The organism is Streptomyces sp. NBC_01506 (assembly GCF_045040295.1).
Lineage (GTDB): Bacteria > Actinomycetota > Actinomycetes > Streptomycetales > Streptomycetaceae > Streptomyces.
The window spans coordinates 7,277,271-7,302,660 of the sequence record NZ_CP109422.1 but is presented as its reverse complement, the minus strand read 5'-3'; the positions used below and the strand labels follow the sequence as shown (position 1 = coordinate 7,302,660).

The following is a 25,390-nucleotide window of genomic DNA, read 5'->3' as shown; positions in this document are numbered from 1 at the left end:
TACGCGTCCGGAAATTAGGCCGGGACGATGTTCTCCGCCTGCGGGCCCTTCTGGCCCTGCGTGACGTCGAACGAGACCTTCTGGCCCTCCTGGAGCTCACGGAAGCCCTGGGTGGCGATGTTCGAGTAGTGGGCGAAGACGTCGGCGCCGCCGCCGTCCTGCTCGATGAAGCCGAAGCCCTTTTCCGAGTTGAACCACTTCACGGTTCCAGTAGCCATGTCATTCTCCTAAAACAGGTGCAGAGACGAATCCGCACTTCACGGATTCCTCGTCGCCGCATTGAGCCCCATCCGGAGAAGCCGGCGAAAACAATAAAATGCGCCTGAGGAACATTCCCGTCAGGCGCACATAAAGTTCATGGGTACCAAAACTGCAACGCAGTCAGCCTAGCACGCTCCCGGGGCTTACGCGGATCCGACACGCGGGGCAGGTCAGCCGCGCAGGATGCCCCGCGCGCGGGCCGCGCCGAGCCACTGCGGGAATTCCGCGACGAGCCGGTCGTACAGCACGTCGTCCGGCACCTCGCGCGGGTCGAGTCCGGCGTGGAAGAAGCCCGCGTTGTCGACGGGCCGCTTCTGCGGGACGGCCAACTCATCAAGTTTTTGAAGGAAGTTGAACTGCGAGCTGCGCTTGTTGCCGAAGCCCACGAACTGCCAGAACAGCGGGAGTTCGGCCGCTTTGCACAGATAACGCTCGGCGGCGAGTTTGTTGATGGGCCCGCCGTCGGTCTGGAAGACCACCAGGGCGGGCGCCGTGGACCCGCTGTCCAGATAGTGGTCGATCACCGCGTCCATGCCGAGGTGGTAGCTGGTCTTGCCCATGTGCCCGAGCCCGGCCACGATCCGGTCGATACTGCCCCGGTGGTCGGCGAGTGCGATGTCCGTCTCGGCGTCGACGTCGGTGGAGAAGAACACGACGGGGACGACACCGTCGTCGTCAAGGTTGGCCGACAGACCGAGCACCCGGTCGGCGAACGCCTGGACGCTGCCGTCCTGGTAGTACTCACGCATCGATCCCGAGTAGTCCAGGACCAGATACACGGCGGCGCGCTGACCGCTCATGCCGTGCTTGCGCAGTGATATGCCCGCCGCCCGGTAGTGCTCGACGAGCGCGGGCGCGGTCTCCTCGACCTTACGGAGGCTGATCGCCGGGACTCCCGCGGAGGGCGCTGTGGTCATCGGTGGTGCCGTTCACTCGACAAGGCGCGGGGGGTCCGTCGAGATTACACACCCTCAGAAACACATGTCACGGCGCCCGCCGTTGTCCGGTCGGGGACTGGCGGGCGCCGTGTCCTGCGGAGGGTCCGGGGGACATCCCCCGGGCCGTCACCGCCCGTACGCCGTTGTACGGGACGTCAATTCGGCCGTCAGACCGTCAGCGAGCGGTCCGTCGGGCGGATCGGGGCGTGCAGATCGCTCGCCCCGGTCAGATAGCGGTCGACGCCGCGCGCCGCCGAGCGGCCCTCGGCGATCGCCCACACGATCAGGGACTGACCGCGGCCCGCGTCACCGGCAACGTACACGCCGTCGACGTTGGTCGCGTACTCGGCGTCGCGTGCGATGTTCCCGCGCGCGTCCAGTTCCAGGCCGAACTGGTCGACCAGGCCGTTCGACCGGTCGGTGCCGGTGAAGCCCATGGCCAGGGTGACGAGCTGGGCGGGGATGGTGCGCTCGGTGCCCGGCTTCGGCACCGGACGGCCGTCCTTGAACTCGACCTCGGTCAGGTGCAGCGACTGGACGTTGCCGTCCTCGTCGCCCTCGAAGTGGGTGGTGGAGACGGAGTAGATCCGCTCGCCGCCCTCCTCGTGCGCGGAGGTGACCTTGTAGAGCAGCGGGAAGGTCGGCCAGGGCTGGTTCGGGGCCCGGTCCTCGCCCGGCCGGGGCATGATCTCCAGTTGGGTGACGGAGGCCGCGCCCTGGCGGTGCGCCGTACCGACGCAGTCCGCGCCGGTGTCGCCGCCGCCGATGACCACGACGTGCTTGCCCTCGGCGGTGATCGGGGAGACGGTCAGATCGCCCTCCCGCACCTTGTTGGCGAGCGGCAGGTACTCCATGGCGAAGTGGATGCCGTTCAGCTCCCGGCCGGGGACGGGCAGGTCGCGCGAGACGGTGGCGCCGGCGGCGATGACCACCGCGTCGTAGCGCCTGCGGAGCTTCGCCGCGTCGATGTCGCGGCCGATCTCCGTCTCCGTACGGAACTTGGTGCCCTCCGCGCGCATCTGCTCGATACGGCGGTTGATGTGGGACTTCTCCATCTTGAACTCGGGGATGCCGTAGCGCAGCAGGCCGCCGATGCGGTCGGCGCGCTCGTACACGGCGACCGTGTGGCCGGCCCGGGTGAGCTGCTGGGCCGCGGCCAGTCCGGCGGGGCCCGAGCCGATGACGGCGACGGTCTTGCCGGACAGCCGCTCCGGGGGGCGCGGGACGACGTCGCCGTTGTCCCACGCCTTGTCGATGATGGAGACCTCGACGTTCTTGATCGTGACGGCGGGCTGGTTGATGGCCAGCACGCACGCGGACTCGCACGGCGCGGGGCAGAGCCGGCCGGTGAACTCCGGGAAGTTGTTGGTGGCGTGCAGGCGCTCGCTCGCCGCCGTCCAGTCCTCGCGGTAGGCGTAGTCGTTCCACTCGGGGATGAGATTGCCGAGCGGACAGCCCTGGTGACAGAAGGGGATGCCGCAGTCCATGCAGCGCCCGGCCTGCTTGCTGATGATCGGGAGCAGCGAGCCCGGAACGTAGACCTCGTTCCAGTCCTTCGTGCGCTCCTCGACGGGGCGGGTCTCGGCGGTCTCACGCCCGGTGGTCAAAAAGCCCTTGGGGTCAGCCATTGGTCGCCGCCTCCATCATCTTCTCGGTGGTCTCCTGCTCGGAGAGACCGGCGAGCTCAGCGGCGTCCTTGGCGGCGAGCACTGCCTTGTAGGTGGACGGGATGATCTTGCTGAAGCGGGCCACGGAGGTGTCCCAGTCGGTCAGCAGCTTCTCGGCGACGGTCGAGCCGGTCTCCTCGTGGTGGCGGCGCACGACGTCGTGCAGCCACTGCTTGTCGGTGTCGGCGAGGTCGGTCTCGACGGCGCCGAGGTTGCCGGCGTTGACGTTGTCCGGGTCGAGGTCGATGACGTACGCGATACCGCCGGACATACCGGCCGCGAAGTTGCGTCCCGTCTCGCCCAGTACGACGGCGTGGCCGCCGGTCATGTATTCGCAGCCGTGGTCGCCGACGCCCTCGGAGACCACGGTGGCACCGGAGTTGCGTACGCAGAAGCGTTCGCCGGTGCGACCGCGCAGGAACAGCTCGCCGCCGGTCGCGCCGTACGCGATGGTGTTGCCCGCGATGGTCGAGTACTCGGCGAGGTGGTCGGCGCCCCGGTCGGGGCGCACGACGACCCGGCCGCCGGACAGGCCCTTGCCGACGTAGTCATTGGCGTCGCCCTCCAGGCGCAGCGTGACGCCGCTGGGCAGGAAGGCGCCGAAGGACTGGCCGGCCGAGCCGGTGAAGGTGATGTCGATGGTGTCGTCGGGCAGGCCCGCGCCGCCGAACTTCTTCGTCACCTCGTGGCCGAGCATCGTGCCGACGGTGCGGTTGATGTTGCGGATCGCGATCTGCGCGCGGACCGGCTGGGCGGCCTCGGCGCTCTCGGCGCCCAGCGCGTCGGCGGCGAGCTTGATCAACTGGTTGTCGAGCGCCTTGCCCAGACCGTGGTCCTGCTCGACGGTGCGGTGCCGTACGGCGCCGGCCCCCAGGATCGGTACGTGGAACAGCGGCTTGAGGTCCAGGCCCTGTGCCTTCCAGTGGTTCACGGCCCGCTCGGTGTCCAGGAACTCGGCGTGGCCGACGGCCTCTTCGAGCGTACGGAAGCCCAGCTCGGCCAGGATCTCGCGGACCTCCTCGGCGATGAACTCGAAGAAGTTGACGACGTACTCGGCCTTGCCGGAGAAGCGCTCGCGCAGCACCGGGTTCTGGGTGGCGATGCCCACCGGGCAGGTGTCGAGGTGGCAGACGCGCATCATGACGCAGCCGGAGACGACGAGCGGTGCGGTGGCGAAGCCGAACTCCTCGGCGCCCAGCAGCGCGGCGACGACGACGTCGCGGCCGGTCTTGAGCTGGCCGTCGGTCTGTACGACGATGCGGTCGCGCAACCCGTTGAGCAGCAGCGTCTGCTGGGTCTCGGCGAGGCCCAGCTCCCAGGGGCCGCCCGCGTGCTTGAGCGAGGTGAGCGGGGACGCGCCCGTACCGCCGTCGTGTCCCGAGATCAGGACGACGTCGGCGTGGGCCTTGGAGACACCGGCGGCGACCGTGCCGACGCCGACCTCGGAGACCAGCTTCACGTGGATGCGGGCGGCCGGGTTGGCGTTCTTCAGGTCGTGGATCAGTTGGGCGAGGTCTTCGATGGAGTAGATGTCGTGGTGCGGCGGCGGCGAGATGAGGCCGACGCCGGGCGTGGAGTGCCGGGTCCTGGCGACCCACGGGTAGACCTTGTGGCCGGGGAGCTGGCCGCCCTCGCCGGGCTTGGCGCCCTGCGCCATCTTGATCTGGATGTCGTCGGCGTTGACGAGGTATTCGCTGGTGACGCCGAAGCGGCCGGAGGCGACCTGCTTGATGGCGGAGCGGCGGGCCGGGTCGTACAGCCGGTCGGCGTCCTCGCCGCCCTCGCCGGTGTTGGACTTGCCGCCGAGCTGGTTCATCGCGACGGCGAGGGTTTCGTGCGCCTCCTTGGAGATGGAGCCGTACGACATGGCGCCGGTGGAGAAGCGCTTGACGATCTCGGAGGCGGGCTCGACCTCGTCCAGGGCGACGGGCTCGCGGCCGGAGTCGAAGTTGAAGAGTCCGCGCAGCGTCATCAGCCGCTCGGACTGCTCGTTCACCCGGTCGGTGTACTGCTTGAAGATGTCGTAGCGGCGGTTGCGGGTGGCGTGCTGGAGACGGAAGACCGTGTCCGGGTCGAAGAGGTGCGGCTCGCCCTCGCGGCGCCACTGGTACTCGCCGCCGATGTCCAGCGCGCGGTGCGACGCGGAGATGCCGGAGGCCGGGTACGCCTTGGCGTGCCGGGCGGCGACCTCCTGGGCGACGATGTCGAGCCCGGCGCCGCCGATCTTGGTCGCCGTACCGCTGAAGTACTTCTCCACGAACGCCTCGTCGAGACCGACGGCCTCGAAGACCTGCGCTCCTCGGTAGGAGGCGACGGTGGAGATGCCCATCTTGGACATGACCTTCAGGACGCCCTTGCCGAGCGCGTGGATCAGGTTGCGGATGGCCTGCTCGGGCTCCAGGCCCTCGATGAACGTGCCCGCGCGGACCAGGTCCTCGACGGACTCCATCGCCAGGTAGGGGTTGACGGCGGCGGCGCCGTAGCCGATGAGCAGGGCGACGTGGTGCACCTCGCGTACGTCACCGGCCTCGACCAGCAGCCCCACCTGGGTGCGCTGCTTGGTGCGGATGAGGTGGTGGTGCACGGCGGCGGTGAGCAGCAGCGACGGGATGGGCGCGTGCTCGGCGTCGGAGTGCCGGTCGGAGAGCACGATGATCCGCGCGCCGCCTTCGATGGCGGCGTCGGTCTCGGCGCGGATCTCCTCGATACGGGCGGCCAGGGCCTCGCCGCCGCCACCGACCCGGTAGAGGCCGGAGAGCGTGGCGGCGGTCATGCCCGGCATGTCGCCGTCGGCGTTGACGTGTATGAGCTTGGCCAGCTCGTCGTTGTCGATCACCGGGAAGGGCAGCGTCACGCTGCGGCAGGCGGCGGCGGTCGGCTTCAGCAGATTGCCCGCGGGGCCGAGGGTGGAGCGCAGCGAGGTGACCAGCTCCTCGCGGATGGCGTCCAGCGGCGGGTTGGTGACCTGCGCGAACAGTTGGGTGAAGTAGTCGAACAGCAGCCGGGGGCGGGCGGAGAGCGCGGCGATGGGGCTGTCGGTGCCCATGGAGCCGAGCGGTTCCCCGCTGGTGCGGGCCATCGGGGCGAGGATGATCCGCAGCTCTTCCTCGGTGTAGCCGAAGGTCTGCTGGCGACGGGTGACGGAGGCGTGCGTGTGCACGATGTGCTCGCGCTCGGGCAGGTCCTCCAGCTCGATCTCGCCGGCTTCCAGCCATTCCTGGTACGGGTTCTCGGCGGCGAGTGTCGCCTTGATCTCGTCGTCCTCGATGACGCGGTGCTCGGCGGTGTCGACGAGGAACATCCGGCCGGGCTGGAGGCGGCCCTTGCGGACGACCTTCGCGGGGTCGATGTCGAGGACGCCGACCTCGGAGGACAGGACGACGAGGCCGTCGTCGGTGACCCAGTAGCGGCCGGGGCGCAGTCCGTTGCGGTCGAGGACCGCGCCGACCTGGACGCCGTCGGTGAAGGTGACGCAGGCGGGGCCGTCCCAGGGCTCCATCATCGTGGAGTGGTACTGGTAGAAGGCCCGCCGGGCGGGGTCCATCGAGTCGTGGTTCTCCCACGCCTCGGGGACCATCATCAGTACGGAGTGCGGCAGGGACCGGCCGCCGAGGTGGAGCAGTTCCAGGACCTCGTCGAAGGACGCCGAGTCGGAGGCGTCGGGGGTGCAGACCGGGAAGGTCCGCTCCAGGGTCCGGGGGTCGTCACCGAACACGTCGGAGGCCAACTGGGACTCGCGGGCCTTCATCCAGTTGCGGTTGCCCTGGACCGTGTTGATCTCGCCGTTGTGCGCGACGAAGCGGTACGGGTGGGCGAGCGGCCAGCTCGGGAAGGTGTTGGTGGAGAAGCGCGAGTGCACGACGGCGACGGCGGTGGCGAAGCGGCGGTCGGAGAGGTCGGGGAAGAACGGCTCGAGCTGGCCGGTGGTGAGCATGCCCTTGTAGACGATCGTGCGGGCGGAGAGCGAGGGGAAGTAGATCCCGGCCTCGCGCTCGACGCGCTTGCGCAGGACGAACGTCTTGCGGTCGAGGTCGATGCCCGTACGCGTACCGGCGGACACGAAAAGCTGGCGGAAGACCGGCATCGTGGCGCGCGCGATGGCACCGAGCATCTGCGGGGCGACCGGCACCTCGCGCCAGCCGAGGATGTCGATGCCTTCGTCGGCGGCGATCGTCTCGATCCGTGAGACGTATTCGTCCGGGTTCTCGGCAGGCAGGAAGGCGATCCCGACGGCGTACGCGCCGGCCTCGGGCAGGGAGAAGCCGGTGACCTCGCGCAGGAAGGCGTCCGGGATCTGGAGCAGTATGCCCGCGCCGTCACCCGAGTCGGGCTCGGAGCCGGTGGCGCCGCGGTGTTCGAGATTGCGCAGTACGGTCAGCGCCTGCTCGACCATCTCGTGGCCGGGCACACCGGTCAGGGTGGCCACGAACCCGACACCACAGGCGTCGTGCTCGTTACGGGGGTCATACATACCCTGCGCGGCAGGGCGGCCATCCATGGGCGACCAGGCGTCGAAACGCATCGGCTCTCCCGTCGTCGTCGTGGCATTTGCGATAAACCGAGGGACGACGTTGGCCCTGGGCAAAATTTCGTGCAGGTTACATGATGGGTCGGCTGCTCAGGAAGCGGAAAGCTGATTCCAGCATGTGGACGCCGTGCGTGACAGCGAAGGTGGGTCAGAGGTGATCAGAGGTGAACGGACCGCCGGTCACCGGACCACGGCGGAGCGAGCTTCATTGCCCGCGGCGCCTACAGCTCATGCCCGGAGTTCAAGCGTTCGAAACAACCGGGTAACGGCTGGGGGCTCTCGTTTGGATCAGGCCGGATCAGGGAGCGGGGTGTGGTGCGTGCGATCGCAAGGCGGAGGAGGGAGACAACGCGGAGCGTCGGCGACCGACGACAACGGAGGGGGTACCTCCCGTGCCCCCTCGGGGGCTACGGGGGAGAGCGTGCGTGCCAGGGACCGCGAGCCCGGCCTGATCCAAACGAGAGCCCCCAGGTATGTAGCGCCTTGCATAGTGTCGCACCCGGGTGGGTGAGGCGCCGAAGGATGGTCGGGGGACGTTCGTCACCACAGAGTGACGGCAGGGCCCCGACCGCGCAATATGTCGCCCACATCCAGCCCGTCCGGCGATTGAGGACGAACCGGCCCACCGGCCGGAGCCGGTGCACCCCGGTCGCCGCGCTAGACGGCCGCGCCGAACAGCGTGCCGAGGCCGTACGTGAGCGCCGCCGCCGTACCGCCGAGAAGCAACTGGCGCAGACCGCTGTACCACCAGCTCCGCGCCGTCACCCGCGCCACCAGCGCCCCGCAGGCGAAGAGACCGGCCAGCGCCACCAGCACCGCCGGCCACAGGACCGTGGCACCGATCAGATACGGCAGGACGGGCAGCAGCGCGCCCAGGGCGAACGAGCCGAACGACGACACCGCGGCGACCGTCGGCGACGGCAGATCGTCCGGGTCGACACCCAGCTCCTCGCGTGCGTGTATCTCCAGGGCCTGCTCCGGGTCCTTCGAAAGCTGCTCCGCGACCTCGCGCGCCAGCTCCGGCTCGACACCGCGCGACACGTACAGATCGGCCAGCTCCGCCAGCTCGTCCTTGGGGAACGTGCGCAGCTCGCGCCGCTCCACCTCCAGCTCGGCCTCGACCAGCTCGCGCTGGGACGCCACGGAGGTGTACTCCCCCGCCGCCATCGAGAAGGCACCGGCCGCCAGGCCCGCGAGTCCGGTGATGACGATGGTGTTCCGGTCGACGGCGCCGCCCGCCACGCCGGTCATCAGAGACAGGTTCGAGACGAGTCCGTCCATCGCGCCGAACACCGCGGGACGCAGCCAACCGCCGTTCACATCACGGTGCGTGTGATTGTCCCGGTGCGCTCCGTGGAGCGACGCCTCTTTGTCCATGACGGACACCCTGTCCCCTTCCCCGCCGGTCCTGCTGTCATTCCGTGCCGGGACACCCCGGCACGGCTCCGAAAGTACGCACGAATCAAGGCCCCCGCCAGCAAGCCAGGCCATGCTTACCGGGACACCAGCCGGGTGACAGCGGCGCTTGCCGGACTCCTCCGGGGCGCGGCGTGGCACGTATGGGAGGAACCAAGGGCCTCTCTGGGGCCCGATGCGTGCGAAAGGCCCCGCGATGGAGTTGACTGCCTGCGGTCCCGGCGTTGGTCCAGGCCCCGGCCCGGATCCCGACCTCGATTCGGACCCTGGTTCGGGCCTTGAGTCGGGTCCTGAGTCGGGTCCTGGTTCGACCTCCGGCCCGGACCCTGATCCGAACCCCCGCTCGGGCCCCGCTCGGGAAGCCGACGTCGCCGCGCTGCGGGGACGGGCGCGCGGCGCGCTCCTCGGTCTGGCCGTCGGCGACGCGCTCGGCGCCCCCGCCGAGAACATGCGCCCCTCGGAGATCCGCCGCCGCTGGGGCCGTATCGAAGGCTTCGTCACCGACAACCCGGCCGGTACCGACGACACCGAGTACGCGATCTTCTCCGGTCTCCTGCTGGCCAGGCACGGCTCCGCCCTGACCGTCACCCACGTCGAGAACGCCTGGCACCACTGGCTGGCCGACCTCGACGAGGGCCCGTTCCGGGGAGCCGGGTTCAGCGAGCGCGGCACCCTGGAGAATCTGCGCCGGGGCCTCGCCGCCCCCATCACCGCCCAGCACCGCCACGCCTGGAGCGACGGCCTCGCGATGCGGGCGGCCCCGTTCGGCGTCTTCGCCGCAGGCCACCCGGCCGAGGCGGCGCGGCTCGTCGCGGTCGACGGCACCGTCAGCCATGACGGCGAGGGGATCTACGGCGGCCAGGCGGTCGCGGCCGGAGTCGCCGCCGCGATGACGGGCGCGGGCCCCGCCTCCGTGGTGGCCGCCGCGCTCTCCGTGATCCCGATGGACTCCTGGACGGCGCGCTCGCTGCGCCGCGCGGTGGTCGCGGCGGGACGCGAGTACCCCGACACGCTGACCATGGAACGCGCGGTCCGGTCGGCCGTCGTCATCGGCGGCTACCCGTGGACCGATCTGGCACCGGAGGCGGTGGGCCTGGCGTTCGGCGCGTTCGGGGCGGCCCGCGGAGACTTCCGTACGTCGGTGCTGACGGCCGTCAACATGGGCCGCGACGCCGACACCACGGCGGCGGTCGCGGGCGCGCTGGCGGGAGCGGTGTCCGGGGCCGGAGCCGTACCGCAGGAGTGGGCCTCGGCGATCGGGCCGGTGCGGGGAAGCTGTCTGCCGTCGATGCGGGGCTATCACGTACTGGACATCGCGGATCTGCTGACACCGGACGACGAGGGCCGGGTGACGTCGTGAGCGGCCTCATGAGCGGCCCGCCGCCGATGCCGGGCGGTCCGTGTCCGCAATCGCCGGACGGGCCGAAGGGGGCCGGCCCGACGCTTCAGGACGAACCGGCCACCTCGCGCGCCCCGGTCACCACCACCGTCACCACCACCGTCGCCACCACCCCCCGCTGCGAACACCTCGCCGCCACCACCCGCCGAGCGCCCGGCAGAGCCCCGGAACCGCGCCCCGCTCCGCGTCACCGCGTCGAAGGGCTTCTCCTCGGGCTCGCCTCCGGTGACGCCGCCGGATGGCCCGCCGCCCGCCACCGCGCCGCGCGGATGCCCGAGTGGACCCGCCGTCTCACCCGCGAGCTGGACACCTTCGCCGAGCAGAACGCCACCACCACCCTCCCCGTCCCCATCGCCCTCAACCAGCCCCCCGAGCCGCTGCGCCTCGGCCCGTCCGACGACGCCGAGTGGGCGGCGTTCGCCGCCGAGACCGTGCTGACCGCCTTCGGTGATCTCTTCCTCGGCCTCCCCGCCGACCGCAGGATGCGCGCCGCCGTCGACCTGGCCTGGAACACCCTCGCCAGCGAGGTCGCCGCGGCGGCGGACCGGGCGCCCGAGGTCGAGTCCGCCGTCCTGCCGCTGCGCGCCCGGATCTCCGTACGCGCCGGGCTGGGCAATCTCGCCACGGGCCTGCGCCCGCCCGCGACCGGCCACGACAATCCGCACTACTTCGACGACGCGGCGTGCGTACGGGCCGTGGTGCTGGCGGTCGTCCATCCGGGGCGGCCGGCCGCCGCGGCCGAACTCGCCGAGTTCGACGCGCGCTACACGCAGGACGGCGACGGTGTGCACGGCGCCCGCGCGATGGCCGCCGCCGTCGCCGCGGCGCTCGGCGGCGCCGACACCGGGGCGGCGGTGGCCGCCGCGCTCGAACAGCTCCCGGACAGTACGGAGATCGGCCGCAACGCGCGCCACGCGGTCAAGCTGGCACGGGACTTCGCGAACGAGCCTGCCGGGTCGTTCGCGCTCGTACCGCTGCTGGAGCATCAGATCGTGGACCATGTCTACAGCTACGGCATCGCGGCGGCCGAGACGGTGCCGGTCGCCCTCGCGCTGACGGTCGCGTCCGGCGCGAACGTCTCCGCCGCCGTACCCGCCGCCGCGTGCCTCTCGCGGGTCGCGGACTCCGCGCCGGCGCTCGCCGGGGCGCTGACCGGGGCGCTCGGCGGGAGCGCGTCCGTGCCGACGACCTGGCGCGACGCCTGCCGCACCCTGGCCGGCTGCGCGCTGCCCCGCCTCGCGGGTACGGACCTGGTGGAACTCGCCGGGCTGTTGACGCGCACGCTCACGGCGGCGGACCACAACTCCCCGTAGCGCCACGGGCGGCGAGCTTCACCCCGACGGGACGCACCGGGGTGGACAATTCCGGCATGACGACACCCACACCATCCGCCGGGCCCTCGCCCACACTCGAAGACCGGATCACCGGCGGTCTCGTCGGCGCGGCCGTCGGCGACGCGCTCGGCGGCCCCGTCGAGGGCTACACCCCCGAGCAGATCACGGACCGGCACGGCGGCCGGGTGTCCGGCATCGTCGGCCCGTGGAGCGAGGACTGGCGTACGGCGCGCCCCATCGCCCCGTACCACAAGGGCGACGGCCACGTCACCGACGACACCTTGCTGACGCACGCGCTGGTCCGGGTGTACGACACGGTCCGCGACCACCTCGACGCGTACGCCGTCGCCGACCATCTCGTCCCCGACCTGATCTCCACGCCCCGCTGGATCCCCGAGCTGGAGGCCGAGGCGCTGCCGCTCCAGCGGATCTTCCTGGCCGAGAAGTGGCTCGTCGCGCGGATCCACTACGGGCATGTGGACCCGCGCGAGGCGGGCTCCGGAAACATCGTCAACTGCGGTGCGGCGATGTACATGGCGCCGGTGGGCCTGGTCAACGCGGCGAATCCGGCGGCGGCGTACGCGGAGGCCGTCGACGTCGCGGGCGCGCACCAGTCCTCGTACGGCAGGGAGGCGGCCGGGGTCCTCGCGGCGGCGGTCGCGGCGGGGTGTGTGCCGGGCGCGACGGCGACGAGCGTGGTCGACGCGTGCCTCGCGCTCGCCAAGGACGGGACGCGCGCCGCGATCGAGGCGGTGTGCGAAGTGGCCGCCGCGTACCAGGACTTCGAGCCCGCGCTGCGCCCGCTGCGCGAGGCCGTCGCCCCCTTCGACACGGTGGGCCCCGACTACCGCGCCCCGTCCCTCGGCGCGCGCCGGCCCTCGCGGCTGCACTCGATCGAGGAGCTGCCCGTCGCCCTGGGCATGCTGCTGATCGGCGACGGCGACTACCGCCGTACGGTGCTCGGCTCGGTCAACTACGGCCGTGACTGCGACTCGATCGCCACGATGAGCGGGGCGGTGGCCGGGGCGCTGTCCGGCGGGGCGACGATCCCGCCGGACTGGTCGAAGCGGGTCGCGGAGGCGAGCCGCCTCGACCTGCGCGGGCCGGGGCGGACGCTGACGGAGGTCGCGTACGAGGTCTTCGCCCGCGACACGGCACGGCGCCGCGCCCACGAGTCGGCCTTCGCCGCGCTGACCGGCCCGCGATGACGGAGCCGCTGCGGGTGACCTGGGTCCAGCCGGAGGACCTGCTGGGCCATGAGCTGCGTCAGGCGTCCGAGGACGGCCTCGACGCGACGGCGCAGGCCACGACGTGGCACACGTCGGGCGGCCGACCGTCCCCGCCCCACGCCGGCGCGTCGACCCCACCGGCGCCCCCGGCACTGCGCGCGCTCGCGCTGCGGCTGCTGGACGAACTGGCGCAACTGCCAACGCCGTTGACGGATGAGGAACCGACACCCCTGTCCCGGATCATGCGAACCCAAGCCATGGACCCTCGGGGACCGGGCGGCCCACCCACGCCGGCCACAGGCCCGATCGCCTCCCCGGAGCCCGGCGGCCCGCCCACATCCCGCGCAGCCGCGATGACCACCCCCTGGGGGGCCGGGAACTCGCGCCCCGGCGACACCACCACCCTCCGGGGGTCCGGGGGCCCGCCCCCGGTTTCGGGAAGGGGCGGGTCAGGGGAACAAACGCCCCTCACCACGAACACGCCCACGAGCACAGCGATTTCGACACCGTCGTCGATCACCTCCACACCGCCCACGGCCACTACCACCGGGTCCACGCCATCCCCAACGCGGCGCTCCTCGCCGCCGCCCTCACCCACGCCGACGGTGACTTCACCGGCTCCATCTGCCGCGCCGTGTCGGGCGGTTGGGACACCGACTCCAACGGCGCGACGGCCGGCTCCGTCGCCGGACTGCTCGCCGGACACCCGGACCGGCTGCCCGAGCGGTGGACGGCGCCGCTCAAGAACCGTCTCGCCACCTCCGTCGCCGGATTCGACGGCATCGGATTCGACGAACTCGCCCGGCTCACCCAGGAGGCACTTCGCCCATGACCGGCATCGTGGTGCTCGGCAGCACCAACATGGACCTCGTCGCGTACGTCGCACGCGCCCCGAAGCACGGGGAGACCGTCACGGGCCGTGATTTCCGTACGATCCCCGGCGGCAAGGGCGCCAACCAGGCCGTCGCCGCCGCCCGCGCCGGTGGCGACGTGGCGATGATCGGCGCGGTCGGCGACGACGAGTTCGGCGTACGGCTGCGGCACACGCTCGCCTCCTCCGGCGTGGACACCGACCTCCTGCACACCGCCGAGGGCCCCTCCGGCACCGCGCACATCGTCGTGGACGACGAGGGTGGCAACGCGATCATCGTCATCCCCGGCGCGAACGGCACCGTCACCGCGCTCGGCCCCGGCGAGGAAGCCCTCATCACCGACGCCGGCGCCCTGCTCCTCCAGCTCGAACTCCCGCTGAGCGCCGTGCTCGACGGGGCGCGGGTGGCGCGGCGGCACGGCGTGCGCACGATCCTCACCCCCGCCCCCGTCCAGCCCCTGCCGCCCGAACTCCTCGCCGCCACCGACCTGTTGGTTCCCAACGAGCACGAGGCCGCCGCGCTCGCGGGCGTCGCCGATCCGTACGCCGCGGCCGAGGAACTGCTCAGGCAGGTCCCCGAGGTCGTGATCACCCTGGGCGCGGCGGGCTGTCTGTACGCGGCGCGCGGCGCCGAGCCCGTCGCCGTCCCCGCGCCGAGGGTCACCGCCGTGGACACGACGGCCGCCGGCGACACGTTCGTGGGCGCGCTCGCCGTGGCGATCGGCGAGGGCCGTCCGATGGCCGGGGCGACGCGCTGGGCGTCGGCCGCCGCCGCGCTGTGCGTCCAGCGGCCCGGGGCATCGACCTCCATGCCGTACCGCTCCGAGATCGACGAGGCCGCCTCATGACCACTTCCACAGCCCCCCTCCCTCTGCACGGACTGCGCGTGCTCGACCTCGCCACGCTGTTCGCCGGTCCGCTCGCCGCGACGATGCTCGGCGACTTCGGCGCCGAGGTCATCAAGGTCGAGCACCCCACGCGCCCCGACCCGTCGCGCGGGCACGGCCCCGCGAAGGACGGCGTCGGCCTGTGGTGGAAGATCCTGGGCCGCAACAAGCGCACCATCACACTCGATCTCGGCACCCCGCCCGGCCGGGACGTCCTGCTGCGGCTCGCCGCCGACGCGGACGTGGTCGTGGAGAACTTCCGCCCCGGCACGCTGGAGAGATGGGGCCTCGGCTGGGCCGAACTCTCCGCCGCCAACCCCCGGTTGGTCCTCGCCAGGGTCACCGGCTTCGGGCAGTTCGGCCCGTACTCGCACCGTCCGGGATTCGGCACGCTCGCCGAGGCGATGAGCGGCTTCGCCGCCATGACCGGGGAACCCGACGGGCCGCCGACGCTGCCCCCGTTCGGTCTCGCCGACTCGATCGCCGCGCTGGCCACCGCGTACGCCGTGATGACCGCGCTCAACGGCCGGGCGGCGACGGGCCGGGGCCAGGTGGTCGACCTGGCGATCATCGAACCGATCCTGACGGTGCTGGGGCCGCAGCCCCTCTGGTACGACCAGCTCGGCTACGTACAGCCCCGTACCGGCAACCGCTCCCGTAACAACGCCCCCCGCAACACCTACCGCACCGCCGACGGCTCCTGGCTCGCGGTCTCCACCTCCGCCCAGTCGGTCGCCGAGCGGGTGATGCGGCTGGTGGGCAGGGAGGAGCTGGTCGACGAGCCGTGGTTCGGCACCGGCAGCGGGCGGGCCGACCACGCCGATGTGCTGGACGAGGCGGTGGGCGGCTGGATCGCCCGGCGTTCGCGTGACGACGCGATGGCCGCGTTCGAGAAGGCGGAGGCGGCGATCGCGCCCGTCTACGACATCCGCGACGTCATGAGCGACCCGCAGTACCGGGCGCTGGACAGCGTCACGCAGGTGCCGGATCCCGAGCTGGGCCCGATCCGTATGCAGAACGTCCTCTTCCGGCTCTCCGAGACGCCCGGCTCCATCCGCTGGACCGGCCGCCCGCACGGCGCCGACACGGACGCGGTCCTCACCGAACTGGGCCTGTCGGCACCCGAGATCGCTGCCCTCCGTAAGGAGGGCGCGCTGTGACGGGCAGTACGGTACGCGGCCCGCACCCTCCGCTCACCTGGCTGTACGTCCCCGGGGACCGGCCCGACGTCGTACAGAAGGCGCTCGCCTGCGGCGCCGACGCGGTGATCGTGGACCTGGAGGACGCGGTGGCCGTCGACCGCAGGGAGTACGCGCGCGCCGCGACGGCCGAACTGCTGGCCTCGCCCCGGTCCACCCCGGTCCATGTCCGTATCGCGGGCGAGGGCGACATCCCCTCGCTGGCCGGGCTCCCCGGCCTGGCCGGACTGCGGCTGCCGAAGGTCACGCACGCGTCGGACATCCACCGGGTCGCCGCCACCGCCCCGCACACACCGCTGTACGCGCTGCTCGAATCCGCCCTCGGTATCGAGAACGCCCACGCCATCGCCACGGCCCATCCCGCCGTAGGCGGTATCGCGCTCGGCGAGGCCGACCTCCGCGCGGACCTGGGCGTGGGGAACGACGCCGGGCTCGACTGGCCGCGCAGCCGCGTCGTGGTCGCGGCGCGGGCCGCCGGTCTGCCGGCCCCCGTCCAGTCCGTCTACCCCGACGTACGGGACCTGGAAGGGCTGGCCGCGTCCTGCGCGCACGGGCGCTCGCTCGGCTTCTTCGGGCGCTCGGCGATCCATCCGCGCCAGCTCCCGGTGATCGAGCGGGCGTATCTGCCGACCGCGCGGGAGGTCGAGTCGGCGGCGGAGATCGTGGCGGCGGCGGAGAAGGACGCGGGGGCGCTGGCTCTGGCGGACGGGCGTTTCGTGGACGCGGCGATCGTGGCGGCGGCCCACCGCACGCTGTTCCTGGCGGATCGCCGGACGGGCTCATTGAGCCCGTCCGGCGATTGAGGACACAGCACGCAGCCCGTCCGGCGATTGAGGACAGGCGCGGCCCACGAGCCGCGCAACCCGGCCAACGCTCCCCGGACACCGCGAGGGCCGCCGGGCCTCATCAGAGGCCCGGCGGCCCTTTCACGTACTGGCGCGGCGCGCGCCGTCAGGCGTTCTTGGCCGCTGCGGCGTCCGCGCTGCCTTCGGGTTCCGGGGCGGCGTCCGCGTCCGCGTCAGGAGCGGCATCGGCGGCGTCGGCGGCGTCGGCGGAAACCTCGTCGCCCTTGTCGGCCTTGGCCTTCGCGAGCGTCTCCCGGTCCGGCTCGACGATCTCCTCGCGCCCCGGCCTGATCCGCGCCGAGACCACGATGTACACCACGGCCAGCACGAAGACGACGATCGCGGTCCATACGTTCAGACGCAGCCCCAGCACCTCGTGCGCCTCGTCGACGCGCATGTACTCGATCCAGGCGCGGCCTACACAGTAGGCGGCGACGTAGAGCGCGAAGGCGCGTCCGTGGCCGAGCTTGAAGCGGCGGTCGGCCCAGACCACCAGCAGCGCGACGCCGACGCACCACAGCGACTCGTAGAGGAACGTCGGGTGGTAGAGGCCGCTGTCGCGGTTGGTGCCGTCGCTGATCTCCAGCGCCCACGGCACGTCCGTGGCCTTGCCGTACAGCTCCTGGTTGAACCAGTTGCCCCAGCGTCCGATGGCCTGGGCGAGCACGATCGCGGGTGCGATGGCGTCCGCGTACGCCGGCAGCGGGATGCCCCGGCGGCGGGCGCCGATCCACGCGCCGACGGCGCCGAAGGCGATCGCGCCCCAGATCCCGAGGCCGCCCTCCCAGATCTTGAAGGCGTCGACCCAGTTCTTACCGTCGCTGAAATACAACTGGTAATCGGTGATCACGTGGTAGAGCCGGCCGCCGACGAGTCCGAAGGGCACGGCCCAGACGGAGATGTCCGCCACGGTCCCGGCCTTGCCGCCGCGGGCGACCCAGCGCTTGTTGCCGTACCAGACGGCGACGAAGACACCGAGAATGATGCAGAACGCGTAGCCGCGCAGCGGGAGTGGTCCGAGATGGATCACTCCGCTCGACGGACTGGGGATGTAGGCAATGTCCATGGCGGTTCCGACGCTACCGTGCCGGGCGGGGCCTGCGGCAACCCGCCCGGCAACGTCTGGATAACGAGCCCGCGCGAAAAGCGCGCCGCGCGGGCTCCTGACTCAGGAGGGCGAAGCCCCCGTATCGGGCGGTGTCGCCGGTGCGGTGCCCGGCTGCTTGCCCTTGTTGGCCTCCGTGACCCACCTCTTGAAATTGGCCGGAGTGATGTCCTCGCCGCCCTTCTTGGGGAAGACGGATTCACCGTTGAGCAGAACGGTCGGCGTGCCGCTGAAGCCGCCCTTCTGGAAGGCGGTGTTCGAGTTCATCACCCACTTGTCATGCTTGCCGTCCTGCACGCACTGACGGAAGCCGGGGGCCGACTCCAGGCCGTCGACCTTGCCCGCCAGCTCCAGCAGCTTGGCGTTGTCGGCGAAGGCGTCGTCCGGCTCCGGCGGCTGATTCTGGAACAGGGTGTCGTGGTACGGCGCGAACTTCCCGACGTCCTGGGCGCACGCCGCCGCGTTGGCCGCGCGCAGCGAGCCGCTGCCGCCCATGTTGCCGTCGATGATCGTGGCGAGGTGGTAGTCGACCTTGAGCTGGCCGGCGCTCTCCAGCTCCTTGATCGTGTCCCTGAACGCGTTCTCGAACTGGCCGCAGGCCGGGCAGCGGAAGTCCTCCCACACGGTGAGGGTCGACGGCGCGTCGGCCATGCCCACGGGGATCGACAGCTCGTCCTTGCCCTGCGCGCCCGACGGGGCCAGCACGGGGCCCGCGGCGGCGCTGCCGCCCTTGTCCTTGTTCGCGTTGGTGGCGACGAGTCCGATCGCCGCCGCCACGCCCAGCACGCCCACCACCGCCGCCGAGACGATCAGGGTGCGCCTGCGCCGCTCTCGCCTCTTCTCCTGCTCACGCTGCTCCTGGAGCCGCTCTCTGGCGCTCCTCTTTGCCTCACGGTTCTTCTCGCTCACGCCTCAGCAACGAACCGGGGAGGCGCGTACGCACCTCCCCGGTCCCATGTCCACCCGTACGAGGGACCTCGGGGTCCCTGTACGAACCGCGCCCCGTCAGCGCTTGCGAACGCCTTCGGCCAGCTCGGCGGCCAGGCCGCGGACCGCCGCCACTCCCGCCTCGTCGTCGGGCGCGTCCAGCATCAGCTTGACGAAGGCGGAGCCGACGATGACCCCGTCGGCGAACGAGGCGACCTCGGCGGCCTGTGTGGCGTTGGACACCCCGAGCCCGACGCACACCGGCAGATCGGTGCTGACACGGGTCCGCCGCACCAGGTCCTCGGCCTGCGCGCCCACCGACTGACGGGTGCCGGTGACTCCCATCAGGGAGGCGGCGTAGACGAATCCGGAGCCCACGGCCGTGATCTTCGCGAGTCGGTCGTCCTTGCTGCTCGGCGCGACCACGAACACGGTGGCGAGGCCGTGTTCGCCGGCGTGCCGCCGCCATTCGTCGGACTCCTGTACGGGCAGGTCGGGCAGGATGCACCCGGCGCCGCCCGCCTCGGCCAGCTCCGCGGTGAAGCGCTCGACGCCGTAGCGGTCGACCGGGTTCCAGTACGTCATGACCAGCACGGGCTTTCCGGTGGCCTCGTACGCCTCGCGGACCGTGCGCATCACGTCCGCGATCTTCACGCCGCCCTTGAGGGCGATGTCGTCGGCGGTCTGGATGACGGGGCCGTCGAGCACCGGGTCGCTGTGCGGCAGCCCGACCTCGACCACGTCGGCGCCGCCGTCGAAGACGGCCTTCACGGCGTCGATGCCGCCGTCGACCGTCGGGAATCCGGCGGGCAGATAGGCGATGAGCGCGGCGCGCCCCTCGCGCTTCGCGCCGGCGAGGGTGTCGCTCAACAACTGGATGTTCCCGCTCACTTGGCGCTCTCCCCGTCGTACAGCCCGAAGTAGCGGGCAGCGGTGTCCATGTCCTTGTCGCCGCGCCCCGAGAGGTTGACGACGATCAGGGCATCCTTCCCCAGCTCACGCCCGACCTCCAAGGCCCCGGCGAGCGCGTGCGCGCTCTCGATGGCCGGAATGATGCCCTCGGTGCGGGACAGCAGAAGCAGCGCCTTCATCGCGTCGTCGTCGGTCACGGCCCGGTACTCGCCGCGCCCGCTGTCCTTGAGATAGGCGTGCTCGGGGCCGATGCCCGGGTAGTCGAGTCCGGCGGAGATCGAGTACGGCTCGGTGATCTGGCCCTCCTCGTCCTGAAGGACGTAGGAGCGCGAGCCGTGCAGGATGCCCGGCTCGCCCGCGCTCAGCGTCGCCGCGTGCTCACCGGACTCGATGCCGTGGCCCGCGGGCTCGCAGCCCACCAGCCGTACGGCCGCGTCGGCGAGGAAGGCGTGGAAGAGACCGATCGCGTTGGACCCGCCTCCTACACAGGCGACGGCCGCGTCGGGCAACCGGCCCGTCCTCTCCAGGAGTTGGCGCCGCGCTTCGACCCCGATGACGCGGTGGAAGTCCCGCACCATGGCGGGGAAGGGGTGCGGTCCGGCGACGGTGCCGAACAGATAGTGCGTACGGTCCACATTGGCGACCCAGTCGCGGAACGCCTCGTTGATGGCGTCCTTCAGGGTGCGGCTGCCGGACTTCACCGGTACGACCTCGGCGCCGAGCATCCGCATCCGGGCGACGTTGAGCGCCTGGCGCTCGGTGTCGATCTCGCCCATGTAGATGGTGCATTCGAGTCCGAACAGCGCGCAGGCGGTCGCGGTGGCGACACCGTGCTGGCCGGCGCCGGTCTCGGCGATGACGCGGGTCTTGCCCATGCGCTTGGTGAGCAGCGCCTGGCCGAGCACGTTGTTGATCTTGTGGGACCCGGTGTGGTTCAGGTCCTCCCGCTTGAGGAACACCGTGGCGCCGCCGGCCTCGGCGGCGAAGCGTGGGACCTCGGTGAGCGCGCTGGGGCGGCCGGTGTAGTTGACGAGGAGGTCGTTCAGCTCGGCGGCGAAGGCGGGGTCGCTCTTGGCCTTCTCGTACTCGACGGCGACCTCGTCCACGGCGGCGACCAGCGCCTCGGGGATGAACTTGCCGCCGAACGCGCCGAAGTAACCCTCGGCGTTCGGGCTCAGGCCCGTGGGATCGGGAATGAAGAACTCACTGGACGCGGCAGACGGAGATGACGCGGATGGCGCGGAAGACACGGATGATCTCCTCGTGAAGCAACGGGTGGTATGCACCGTATGTGCCACGGGCGAGTCGGTCCCCGAAGGGGACGGGTCGTGGTGACCGCGCTTCCGGACGTGCGCGAATCGCGCCGCCCGCCTGACGCCGAGGTCAGGCGGTCAGACGGTCAGACGGCTGCGCGGTGGTCGCGGTGGTCGCGGTCGGAAGGGCCTCGCCGGGGCGTGGCCCGGCGCCATCGCATGCCGTTGACCTGACCGGGTTCGTCACCGATCACGTACCGCACCCGCCGCCCGTGGACGCGCCGGGCCGGGGCCCGGCAGCCCCGCGGCCGGCACCCGCGCGCCAGCGGCGCGTGAGGCGCGCGCACGGCTACGACGGCTCCGGAGGCGGGCAGGGGCATCGGGGGTCAGCTCCGCCCGTGCCGCAGCGCCGGGTGGGCCCCCGCGGCGACCAGATCGGCCACGGCCGACTTCGGGTCGCGGCCGGTGACCAGGGACTCGCCGACGAGCACCGAGTCGGCGCCCGCGTTGGCGTACGCGATGAGGTCGTGCGGTCCGCGCACACCGGACTCCGCGATCTTGACGATGCCGTCCGGGATCTCGGGGGCGACCCGCTCGAACGTGCCGCGGTCGACCTTCAGCGTCTTCAGGTCACGCGCGTTGACCCCGATGATCTTCGCCCCGGCGTCGACCGCGCGCTCCACCTCGTCCTCGTCGTGGACCTCGACGATCGGGGTGAGTCCGATGGACTCGGCGCGCTCGATGAGCGAGACGAGCGCGGGCTGCTCCAGGGCGGCGACGATCAGCAGGACGAGGTCGGCGCCGTACGCGCGGGCCTCCCAGAGCTGGTACGCCGTGACCATGAAGTCCTTGCGCAGGACGGGGACGTCGACCTTGGCCCGGACGGCTTCGAGGTCGGCCAGCGAGCCGCCGAAGCGGCGCTGCTCGGTCAGTACGGAGATGGCGGCGGCGCCGCCCGCCTCGTAGTCGGCGGCCAGTCCGGCGGGGTCGGCGATCGCGGCCAGCGCGCCCTTGGAGGGGCTGGAGCGCTTGACCTCGCAGATGACCGTGACGCCCTCGCCGCGCAGTGCGGCGACGCCGTCCTTGGCCGGCCGCGCCTTGGCCGCGCGCTCCTTGAGCTCGTCGAGGCCGACGCGCGCCTGCCGCTCCGCGAGGTCGGCGCGTACGCCTTCGATGATCTCGTCGAGCACACTCACGCGAGCGGCCCCCTTCCGGGAACGGTGTCGGATTCAGCCATGGATAAGGATCAGCCATGTCGATGGTATCCGCAGGAGGGCCGAGCGCCCGCATCCGGCGGTCGGGCCGCCTGCCACCTGGGACTTCACGGGGCGAGCGATGAGCCGAAAGGGAGGTTCCGTACCACTGTGAAGACCAGGATCACGGCCCCGACGGCCCATCCCAAGAAGGGTGGCACCGAGACGCGCGGGCGGGTTCCGCGAACGACGTGAATCAGCCACACCAGCCATACCGCGGCGAAGATCGCATAGCCGACGACCGCGAGCGCGTTGGCACCGAGGGCGGCGGCGAGGTCACCGTGCGCGACGGCGTGGGCGCTGCGCAGACCGCCGCAGCCGGGGCAGTAGAGCCCGGTCATGCTGAGCAGCGGGCAGACGGGGTAGTGGCCGCTCTCGTTGGGATCGACCAGGCCGACGTAGGTGAAGGCGCCGACGACGCCGGTGAGCGTGGCCAGCGGGGCGAGGAGCCGCCGGGCGCGGGGCGCCGGAACGGGGGCCGGGGGCGGCGCGGCGGGTGCAGGCATGGCGTCCACGCGGTGATTGTCCCCCGCGGGGACACGAATGCGCAGCCAGGCCCCGGCGAGCGCGTCGGGACCGCGACCGGAACCGGGAGCCGGACACGACACGAAAGCGCGGCCCGGCATGGCCGGACCGCGCCTGGGTGTCGCGCGGACGTGTCGCGCGGACGCGACTACGCCGTCTGCTTCGCCGGCTCCGCCGTGGCGGCGGCCTGCGGCCGGCGCGCGCCACGCTCGATCGCCTGGCGCCGCAGGCGCTCCACGGACGCCTGCGCGGCCTCCACCCGGGCCTGCTTCGTCGCGTCGGACTCCTTGACCGCGCCGAGGCCCGCGGCCTTCATGGCGAGGCCGACGATGCCGCCCAGGACGACGACCGCCAGGCCCGCGATCAGCCCGAGGGGATCGGCCGCCACCATGAAGACGCCTGCGATGCAGAAGCCGATGATGGAGATGGTGACACCGGTCCAGCCGGCCGGGGTGTGTCCGTGGCTGCTGCCCGCCATGAATTCGCTCCTCGTTGCTGATGCGGCGCGGTGATCGCGCGCGGGATGAGCCGAACGCTCATGCTTCATTGTCCCGCACCCGTCGGCGTTCCCCTTCGAGGGGGTCGGGACCGCGCGCGCGGTCCGTCGGACGCCCTATCGCGTCGGGTCCTCGCCCCGGTCCAGGGCCTTCCAGATGTCCTCGGGCCGGTCGGGGTCCACGGCGGGCCCGGCGGCCTTGGCGGGCCGCCCGGCCGCTCCGCCGGAGCGGGCGGCGCGCGGGGTGCCGTCGCGCTCGTAGCGGCCCGACATGGTGGGCCAGTGTGATCCGTACCTCAGTGCCAGCAGCCCGGCGAGCAGGATCAGTACGCCGCCGGCCGCCGTCACGTACGGCCAGGCGGTGTGGGTGAGGGCCGCGACGGTCGCGGCGGTGTCGCCCGTCGCGCGCGCGGCCTTGTCGTCCAGCGCGGCGCTGTCGGCCGCGCCGACGAGCGCGGCGACGGTCGCGCCCGCACCGCTGAGCGCGAGCAGCGCGGAGACCAGCAGCCGGCCTGCCGTACGGACGGCGAAGACGGCGACCAGGGCGGCGAGGCCGACGACGGCGAGCGCGGCGGGGACGCCGGTGACGTCACGGCCTCCGGCGTCGAGCGACACACTGCCGCCGGCCACGGCGGCACTGCCCTCGGCCCAGGTCTGGCCGGAGGCGATCAGCACCACGGCGGAGCCGGCCGCGCCGAGGAGCAGTGCGATGCCGAGGCTTCGGCCGGCCCGCCTTCTCGTGGCGGCGGCCGGAGTCTCGGCGCGAGGCTCGCGGGGCTGGGGAATGGGTACGGCAGTCACCCGACCCACTATCCCCTACGGCCCCCGCTCGCCTCCGACGGGCCTGTCAGCCGGTTCGCGGTGTGCACCGCGCGCAGCACCGCGGCGGCCTTGTTACGGCACTCCATGTCCTCAGCGACCGGGTCGGAGTCGGCGACGACACCCGCGCCCGCCTGGACGTAGGCGGTGCCGTCCCGGAGCAGGGCCGTACGGATGGCGATGGCGGTGTCGGAGTCGCCGGCGAAGTCGAGATAGCCGACGCAGCCTCCGTACAGACCACGGCGCGAGGGCTCCAGTTCGTCGATGATCTCCAGGGCTCGCGGCTTCGGGGCGCCGGAGAGCGTGCCGGCGGGGAAGCAGGCGGTCAGGACGTCGAAGGCGGTACGGCCTTCGGCGACCCGGCCGGTGACGGTCGACACGATGTGCATGACGTGCGAGTAGCGCTCGACGGACATGAAGTCGACCACCTCGACGGTGCCGGGTTCGCAGACCCGCCCCAGATCGTTGCGGCCCAGGTCGACCAGCATCAGGTGCTCGGCGCGCTCCTTGGGGTCGGCGAGCAGTTCGTCGGCGAGGGCCTGGTCGTCGTGGGGTGTCGCGCCGCGCGGGCGGGTGCCGGCGATGGGGTGGACCATCGCGTTCCCGTCCTCGACCTTGACCAGCGCCTCGGGGCTGGAGCCGACGACGTCGAAGCCGTCGAAGCGGAAGAGGTACATGTACGGGCTGGGGTTGGTGGCCCGCAGCACCCGGTAGACGTCGAGCGCGCTCGCCTCGCAGGGGGTCTCGAACCGCTGCGAGGGCACGACCTGGAACGCCTCGCCCGCCCTGATGCGCTCCTTGATGTCCTCGACGGCCTCCTGATAGGCCACGCCGCCCCACAGAGCGGTGTACGGCGGCAGCTCCGAAGGCGGCAGCGCGGTGGGCACGCTGTCCAGGGGGCGTGCCAGATCGCGCTCCATGGCGTCGAGCCGGTCGACGGCGTCCGCGTACGCCTCGTCCACACCCGTGTCGAGGTCGTTGTGGTTGATCGCGTTGGCGATGAGCAGGACGGTGCCGGAGCGGTGGTCCAGGACGGCGAGGTCGGAGGTGAGGAGCATCGTCAGCTCGGGCAGGCGCAGATCGTCGCGCGCGTGGTCGCCGATCTTCTTCTCCAGCCGGCGCACGACGTCGAAGCCGAGGTAGCCGACCATGCCGCCGGTGAAGGGCGGCAGGTCGTTCTCGTCGTCGTGGAGCGTGCGGGGGGTGTGCAGGGCCTCCACGGTGGCGCGCAGGGCGGCCAGCGGGTCGCCGTCGACGGGGACGCCGACCGGCGGGGTGCCGAGCCAGTGGGTGCGCCCGTCGCGCTCGGTGAGGGTGGCGGCGGACCGTACGCCGATGAAGGAGTAGCGCGACCAGGAGCGGCCGTTCTCGGCGGATTCGAGGAGGAAGGTCCCCGGGCGTTCGGCGGCGAGTTTGCGGTAGAGGCCGACCGGGGTGTCGCCGTCCGCGAGGAGCCTGCGGCCGACCGGGATGACACGGCGGTCGACCGCCAGCTTGCGGAAGGTGTCGAGATCCATGGCAGCGGA

General features: G+C 71.9%; 20 protein-coding genes and 2 pseudogenes. 7 read left to right on the top strand and 15 right to left on the bottom strand.

From position 1 onward, the window contains the following. Positions 1-14: 14 nt before the first annotated feature. The 5 genes from OG329_RS32785 to OG329_RS32765 form a co-directional block, all read right to left on the bottom strand. Complete coding sequence (locus OG329_RS32785; protein ID WP_015607926.1) at positions 15-218, bottom strand: cold-shock protein; 204 nt, start codon at positions 216-218, stop codon at positions 15-17. A gap of 213 nt (positions 219-431) precedes the next feature. Then, entirely contained in the window at positions 432-1,178 is a 747-nt protein-coding gene (locus tag OG329_RS32780) for a VWA domain-containing protein (protein WP_405800024.1), read from the bottom strand. 188 nt (positions 1,179-1,366) lie between these two features. Beyond that, on the bottom strand, positions 1,367-2,827 hold the full coding sequence (locus OG329_RS32775; RefSeq protein WP_405800022.1) for a glutamate synthase subunit beta: 1,461 nt from the start codon (positions 2,825-2,827) through the stop codon (positions 1,367-1,369). Next, positions 2,820-7,388: a glutamate synthase large subunit gene (gene gltB, locus OG329_RS32770; protein WP_405800021.1), complete on the bottom strand. Its 4,569-nt coding sequence runs from the start codon at positions 7,386-7,388 to the stop codon at positions 2,820-2,822. Before gltB ends, OG329_RS32775 begins: the two co-directional genes overlap by 8 nt. A 663-nt stretch (positions 7,389-8,051) precedes the next feature. After that, the gene (locus tag OG329_RS32765) at positions 8,052-8,771 is read right to left on the bottom strand and encodes a VIT1/CCC1 transporter family protein (RefSeq protein ID WP_405800019.1); all 720 of its coding nucleotides are present in this window, start codon (positions 8,769-8,771) and stop codon (positions 8,052-8,054) included. A gap of 235 nt (positions 8,772-9,006) precedes the next feature. Here OG329_RS32765 and OG329_RS32760 point away from each other — a divergent pair, with 235 nt between their 5' ends. The 7 genes and pseudogenes from OG329_RS32760 to OG329_RS32730 all read left to right on the top strand — a co-directional run bounded on the left by OG329_RS32760 (position 9,007) and on the right by OG329_RS32730 (position 16,532). Then, positions 9,007-10,170, top strand: a complete 1,164-nt coding sequence (locus OG329_RS32760) for an ADP-ribosylglycohydrolase family protein (protein ID WP_405800018.1) — start codon at positions 9,007-9,009, stop codon at positions 10,168-10,170. A gap of 8 nt (positions 10,171-10,178) precedes the next feature. Continuing rightward, positions 10,179-11,522 (top strand): ADP-ribosylglycohydrolase family protein, encoded by a 1,344-nt coding sequence (locus tag OG329_RS32755; RefSeq protein ID WP_405802148.1) that lies wholly within the window; start codon positions 10,179-10,181, stop codon positions 11,520-11,522. A gap of 56 nt (positions 11,523-11,578) precedes the next feature. After that, complete coding sequence (locus OG329_RS32750; RefSeq protein ID WP_405800017.1) at positions 11,579-12,751, top strand: ADP-ribosylglycohydrolase family protein; 1,173 nt, start codon at positions 11,579-11,581, stop codon at positions 12,749-12,751. A gap of 520 nt (positions 12,752-13,271) precedes the next feature. Then, positions 13,272-13,604 (top strand): annotated as a pseudogene (locus OG329_RS32745) (ADP-ribosylglycohydrolase family protein); the annotation flags it as partial. Next, positions 13,601-14,491 carry a ribokinase gene (gene rbsK, locus OG329_RS32740; RefSeq protein WP_405800016.1) on the top strand — a complete coding sequence of 297 codons (891 nt, stop codon included), beginning with the start codon at positions 13,601-13,603 and terminating at the stop codon, positions 14,489-14,491. The pseudogene OG329_RS32745 and the gene rbsK, both read left to right, overlap by 4 nt. Then, complete coding sequence (locus tag OG329_RS32735) at positions 14,488-15,690, top strand: CaiB/BaiF CoA transferase family protein (protein ID WP_405800015.1); 1,203 nt, start codon at positions 14,488-14,490, stop codon at positions 15,688-15,690. Before rbsK ends, OG329_RS32735 begins: the two co-directional genes overlap by 4 nt. After that, positions 15,687-16,532: an HpcH/HpaI aldolase/citrate lyase family protein gene (locus OG329_RS32730; RefSeq protein WP_405800013.1), complete on the top strand. Its 846-nt coding sequence runs from the start codon at positions 15,687-15,689 to the stop codon at positions 16,530-16,532. Before OG329_RS32735 ends, OG329_RS32730 begins: the two co-directional genes overlap by 4 nt. A gap of 148 nt (positions 16,533-16,680) precedes the next feature. Here OG329_RS32730 and lgt read toward each other — a convergent pair whose 3' ends face one another. The 10 genes and pseudogenes from lgt to OG329_RS32680 form a co-directional block, all read right to left on the bottom strand. Then, on the bottom strand, positions 16,681-17,640 hold the full coding sequence (gene lgt / locus OG329_RS32725; protein WP_405800012.1) for a prolipoprotein diacylglyceryl transferase: 960 nt from the start codon (positions 17,638-17,640) through the stop codon (positions 16,681-16,683). Between the two features lie 102 nt (positions 17,641-17,742). Further along, positions 17,743-18,588: a DsbA family protein gene (locus OG329_RS32720; RefSeq protein ID WP_405800010.1), complete on the bottom strand. Its 846-nt coding sequence runs from the start codon at positions 18,586-18,588 to the stop codon at positions 17,743-17,745. Positions 18,589-18,684: 96 nt separating this feature from the next. Further along, positions 18,685-19,497: a tryptophan synthase subunit alpha gene (gene trpA / locus OG329_RS32715; RefSeq protein WP_405800009.1), complete on the bottom strand. Its 813-nt coding sequence runs from the start codon at positions 19,495-19,497 to the stop codon at positions 18,685-18,687. After that, positions 19,494-20,768, bottom strand: coding sequence for a tryptophan synthase subunit beta (gene trpB, locus OG329_RS32710; RefSeq protein ID WP_405800007.1), 1,275 nt, complete (start codon positions 20,766-20,768; stop codon positions 19,494-19,496). Before trpB ends, trpA begins: the two co-directional genes overlap by 4 nt. 149 nt (positions 20,769-20,917) lie before the next feature. Then, a complete protein-coding gene (gene trpM, locus OG329_RS32705) occupies positions 20,918-21,151 on the bottom strand; it encodes a tryptophan biosynthesis modulator TrpM (protein ID WP_405800005.1) in 234 nt (77 codons plus the stop codon). 6 nt (positions 21,152-21,157) lie between these two features. After that, a complete protein-coding gene (trpC, locus tag OG329_RS32700; protein ID WP_405800004.1) occupies positions 21,158-21,967 on the bottom strand; it encodes an indole-3-glycerol phosphate synthase TrpC in 810 nt (269 codons plus the stop codon). A gap of 125 nt (positions 21,968-22,092) precedes the next feature. After that, a complete protein-coding gene (locus OG329_RS32695; RefSeq protein WP_405802146.1) occupies positions 22,093-22,530 on the bottom strand; it encodes a DUF2752 domain-containing protein in 438 nt (145 codons plus the stop codon). Positions 22,531-22,787: 257 nt separating this feature from the next. Then, positions 22,788-23,027, bottom strand: a pseudogene (locus tag OG329_RS32690) (HGxxPAAW family protein); the annotation flags it as partial. Between the two features lie 135 nt (positions 23,028-23,162). Further along, positions 23,163-23,855 carry a TIGR02234 family membrane protein gene (locus OG329_RS32685; protein WP_405800002.1) on the bottom strand — a complete coding sequence of 231 codons (693 nt, stop codon included), beginning with the start codon at positions 23,853-23,855 and terminating at the stop codon, positions 23,163-23,165. Further along, on the bottom strand, positions 23,855-25,381 hold the full coding sequence (locus tag OG329_RS32680) for an anthranilate synthase component I (protein ID WP_405800001.1): 1,527 nt from the start codon (positions 25,379-25,381) through the stop codon (positions 23,855-23,857). The genes OG329_RS32685 and OG329_RS32680 overlap by 1 nt, the downstream gene beginning before the upstream one ends. Positions 25,382-25,390 lie beyond the last annotated feature (9 nt).

Excerpts from the sequence above, each read along its gene's own strand:
- OG329_RS32785 (WP_015607926.1), bottom strand. The coding sequence starts at position 218 with ATGGCTACTGGAACCGTGAAGTGGTTCAACTCGGAAAAGGGCTTCGGC.
- OG329_RS32780 (WP_405800024.1), bottom strand. The coding sequence starts at position 1,178 with ATGACCACAGCGCCCTCCGCGGGAGTCCCGGCGATCAGCCTCCGTAAG.
- OG329_RS32775 (WP_405800022.1), bottom strand. The coding sequence starts at position 2,827 with ATGGCTGACCCCAAGGGCTTTTTGACCACCGGGCGTGAGACCGCCGAG.
- gltB (WP_405800021.1), bottom strand. The coding sequence starts at position 7,388 with ATGCGTTTCGACGCCTGGTCGCCCATGGATGGCCGCCCTGCCGCGCAG.
- OG329_RS32765 (WP_405800019.1), bottom strand. The coding sequence starts at position 8,771 with ATGGACAAAGAGGCGTCGCTCCACGGAGCGCACCGGGACAATCACACG.
- OG329_RS32760 (WP_405800018.1), top strand. The coding sequence starts at position 9,007 with ATGGAGTTGACTGCCTGCGGTCCCGGCGTTGGTCCAGGCCCCGGCCCG.
- OG329_RS32755 (WP_405802148.1), top strand. The coding sequence starts at position 10,179 with ATGAGCGGCCCGCCGCCGATGCCGGGCGGTCCGTGTCCGCAATCGCCG.
- OG329_RS32750 (WP_405800017.1), top strand. The coding sequence starts at position 11,579 with ATGACGACACCCACACCATCCGCCGGGCCCTCGCCCACACTCGAAGAC.
- rbsK (WP_405800016.1), top strand. The coding sequence starts at position 13,601 with ATGACCGGCATCGTGGTGCTCGGCAGCACCAACATGGACCTCGTCGCG.
- OG329_RS32735 (WP_405800015.1), top strand. The coding sequence starts at position 14,488 with ATGACCACTTCCACAGCCCCCCTCCCTCTGCACGGACTGCGCGTGCTC.
- lgt (WP_405800012.1), bottom strand. The coding sequence starts at position 17,640 with ATGGACATTGCCTACATCCCCAGTCCGTCGAGCGGAGTGATCCATCTC.
- trpM (WP_405800005.1), bottom strand. The coding sequence starts at position 21,151 with ATGCCCCTGCCCGCCTCCGGAGCCGTCGTAGCCGTGCGCGCGCCTCAC.
- OG329_RS32695 (WP_405802146.1), bottom strand. The coding sequence starts at position 22,530 with ATGCCTGCACCCGCCGCGCCGCCCCCGGCCCCCGTTCCGGCGCCCCGC.
- OG329_RS32680 (WP_405800001.1), bottom strand. The coding sequence starts at position 25,381 with ATGGATCTCGACACCTTCCGCAAGCTGGCGGTCGACCGCCGTGTCATC.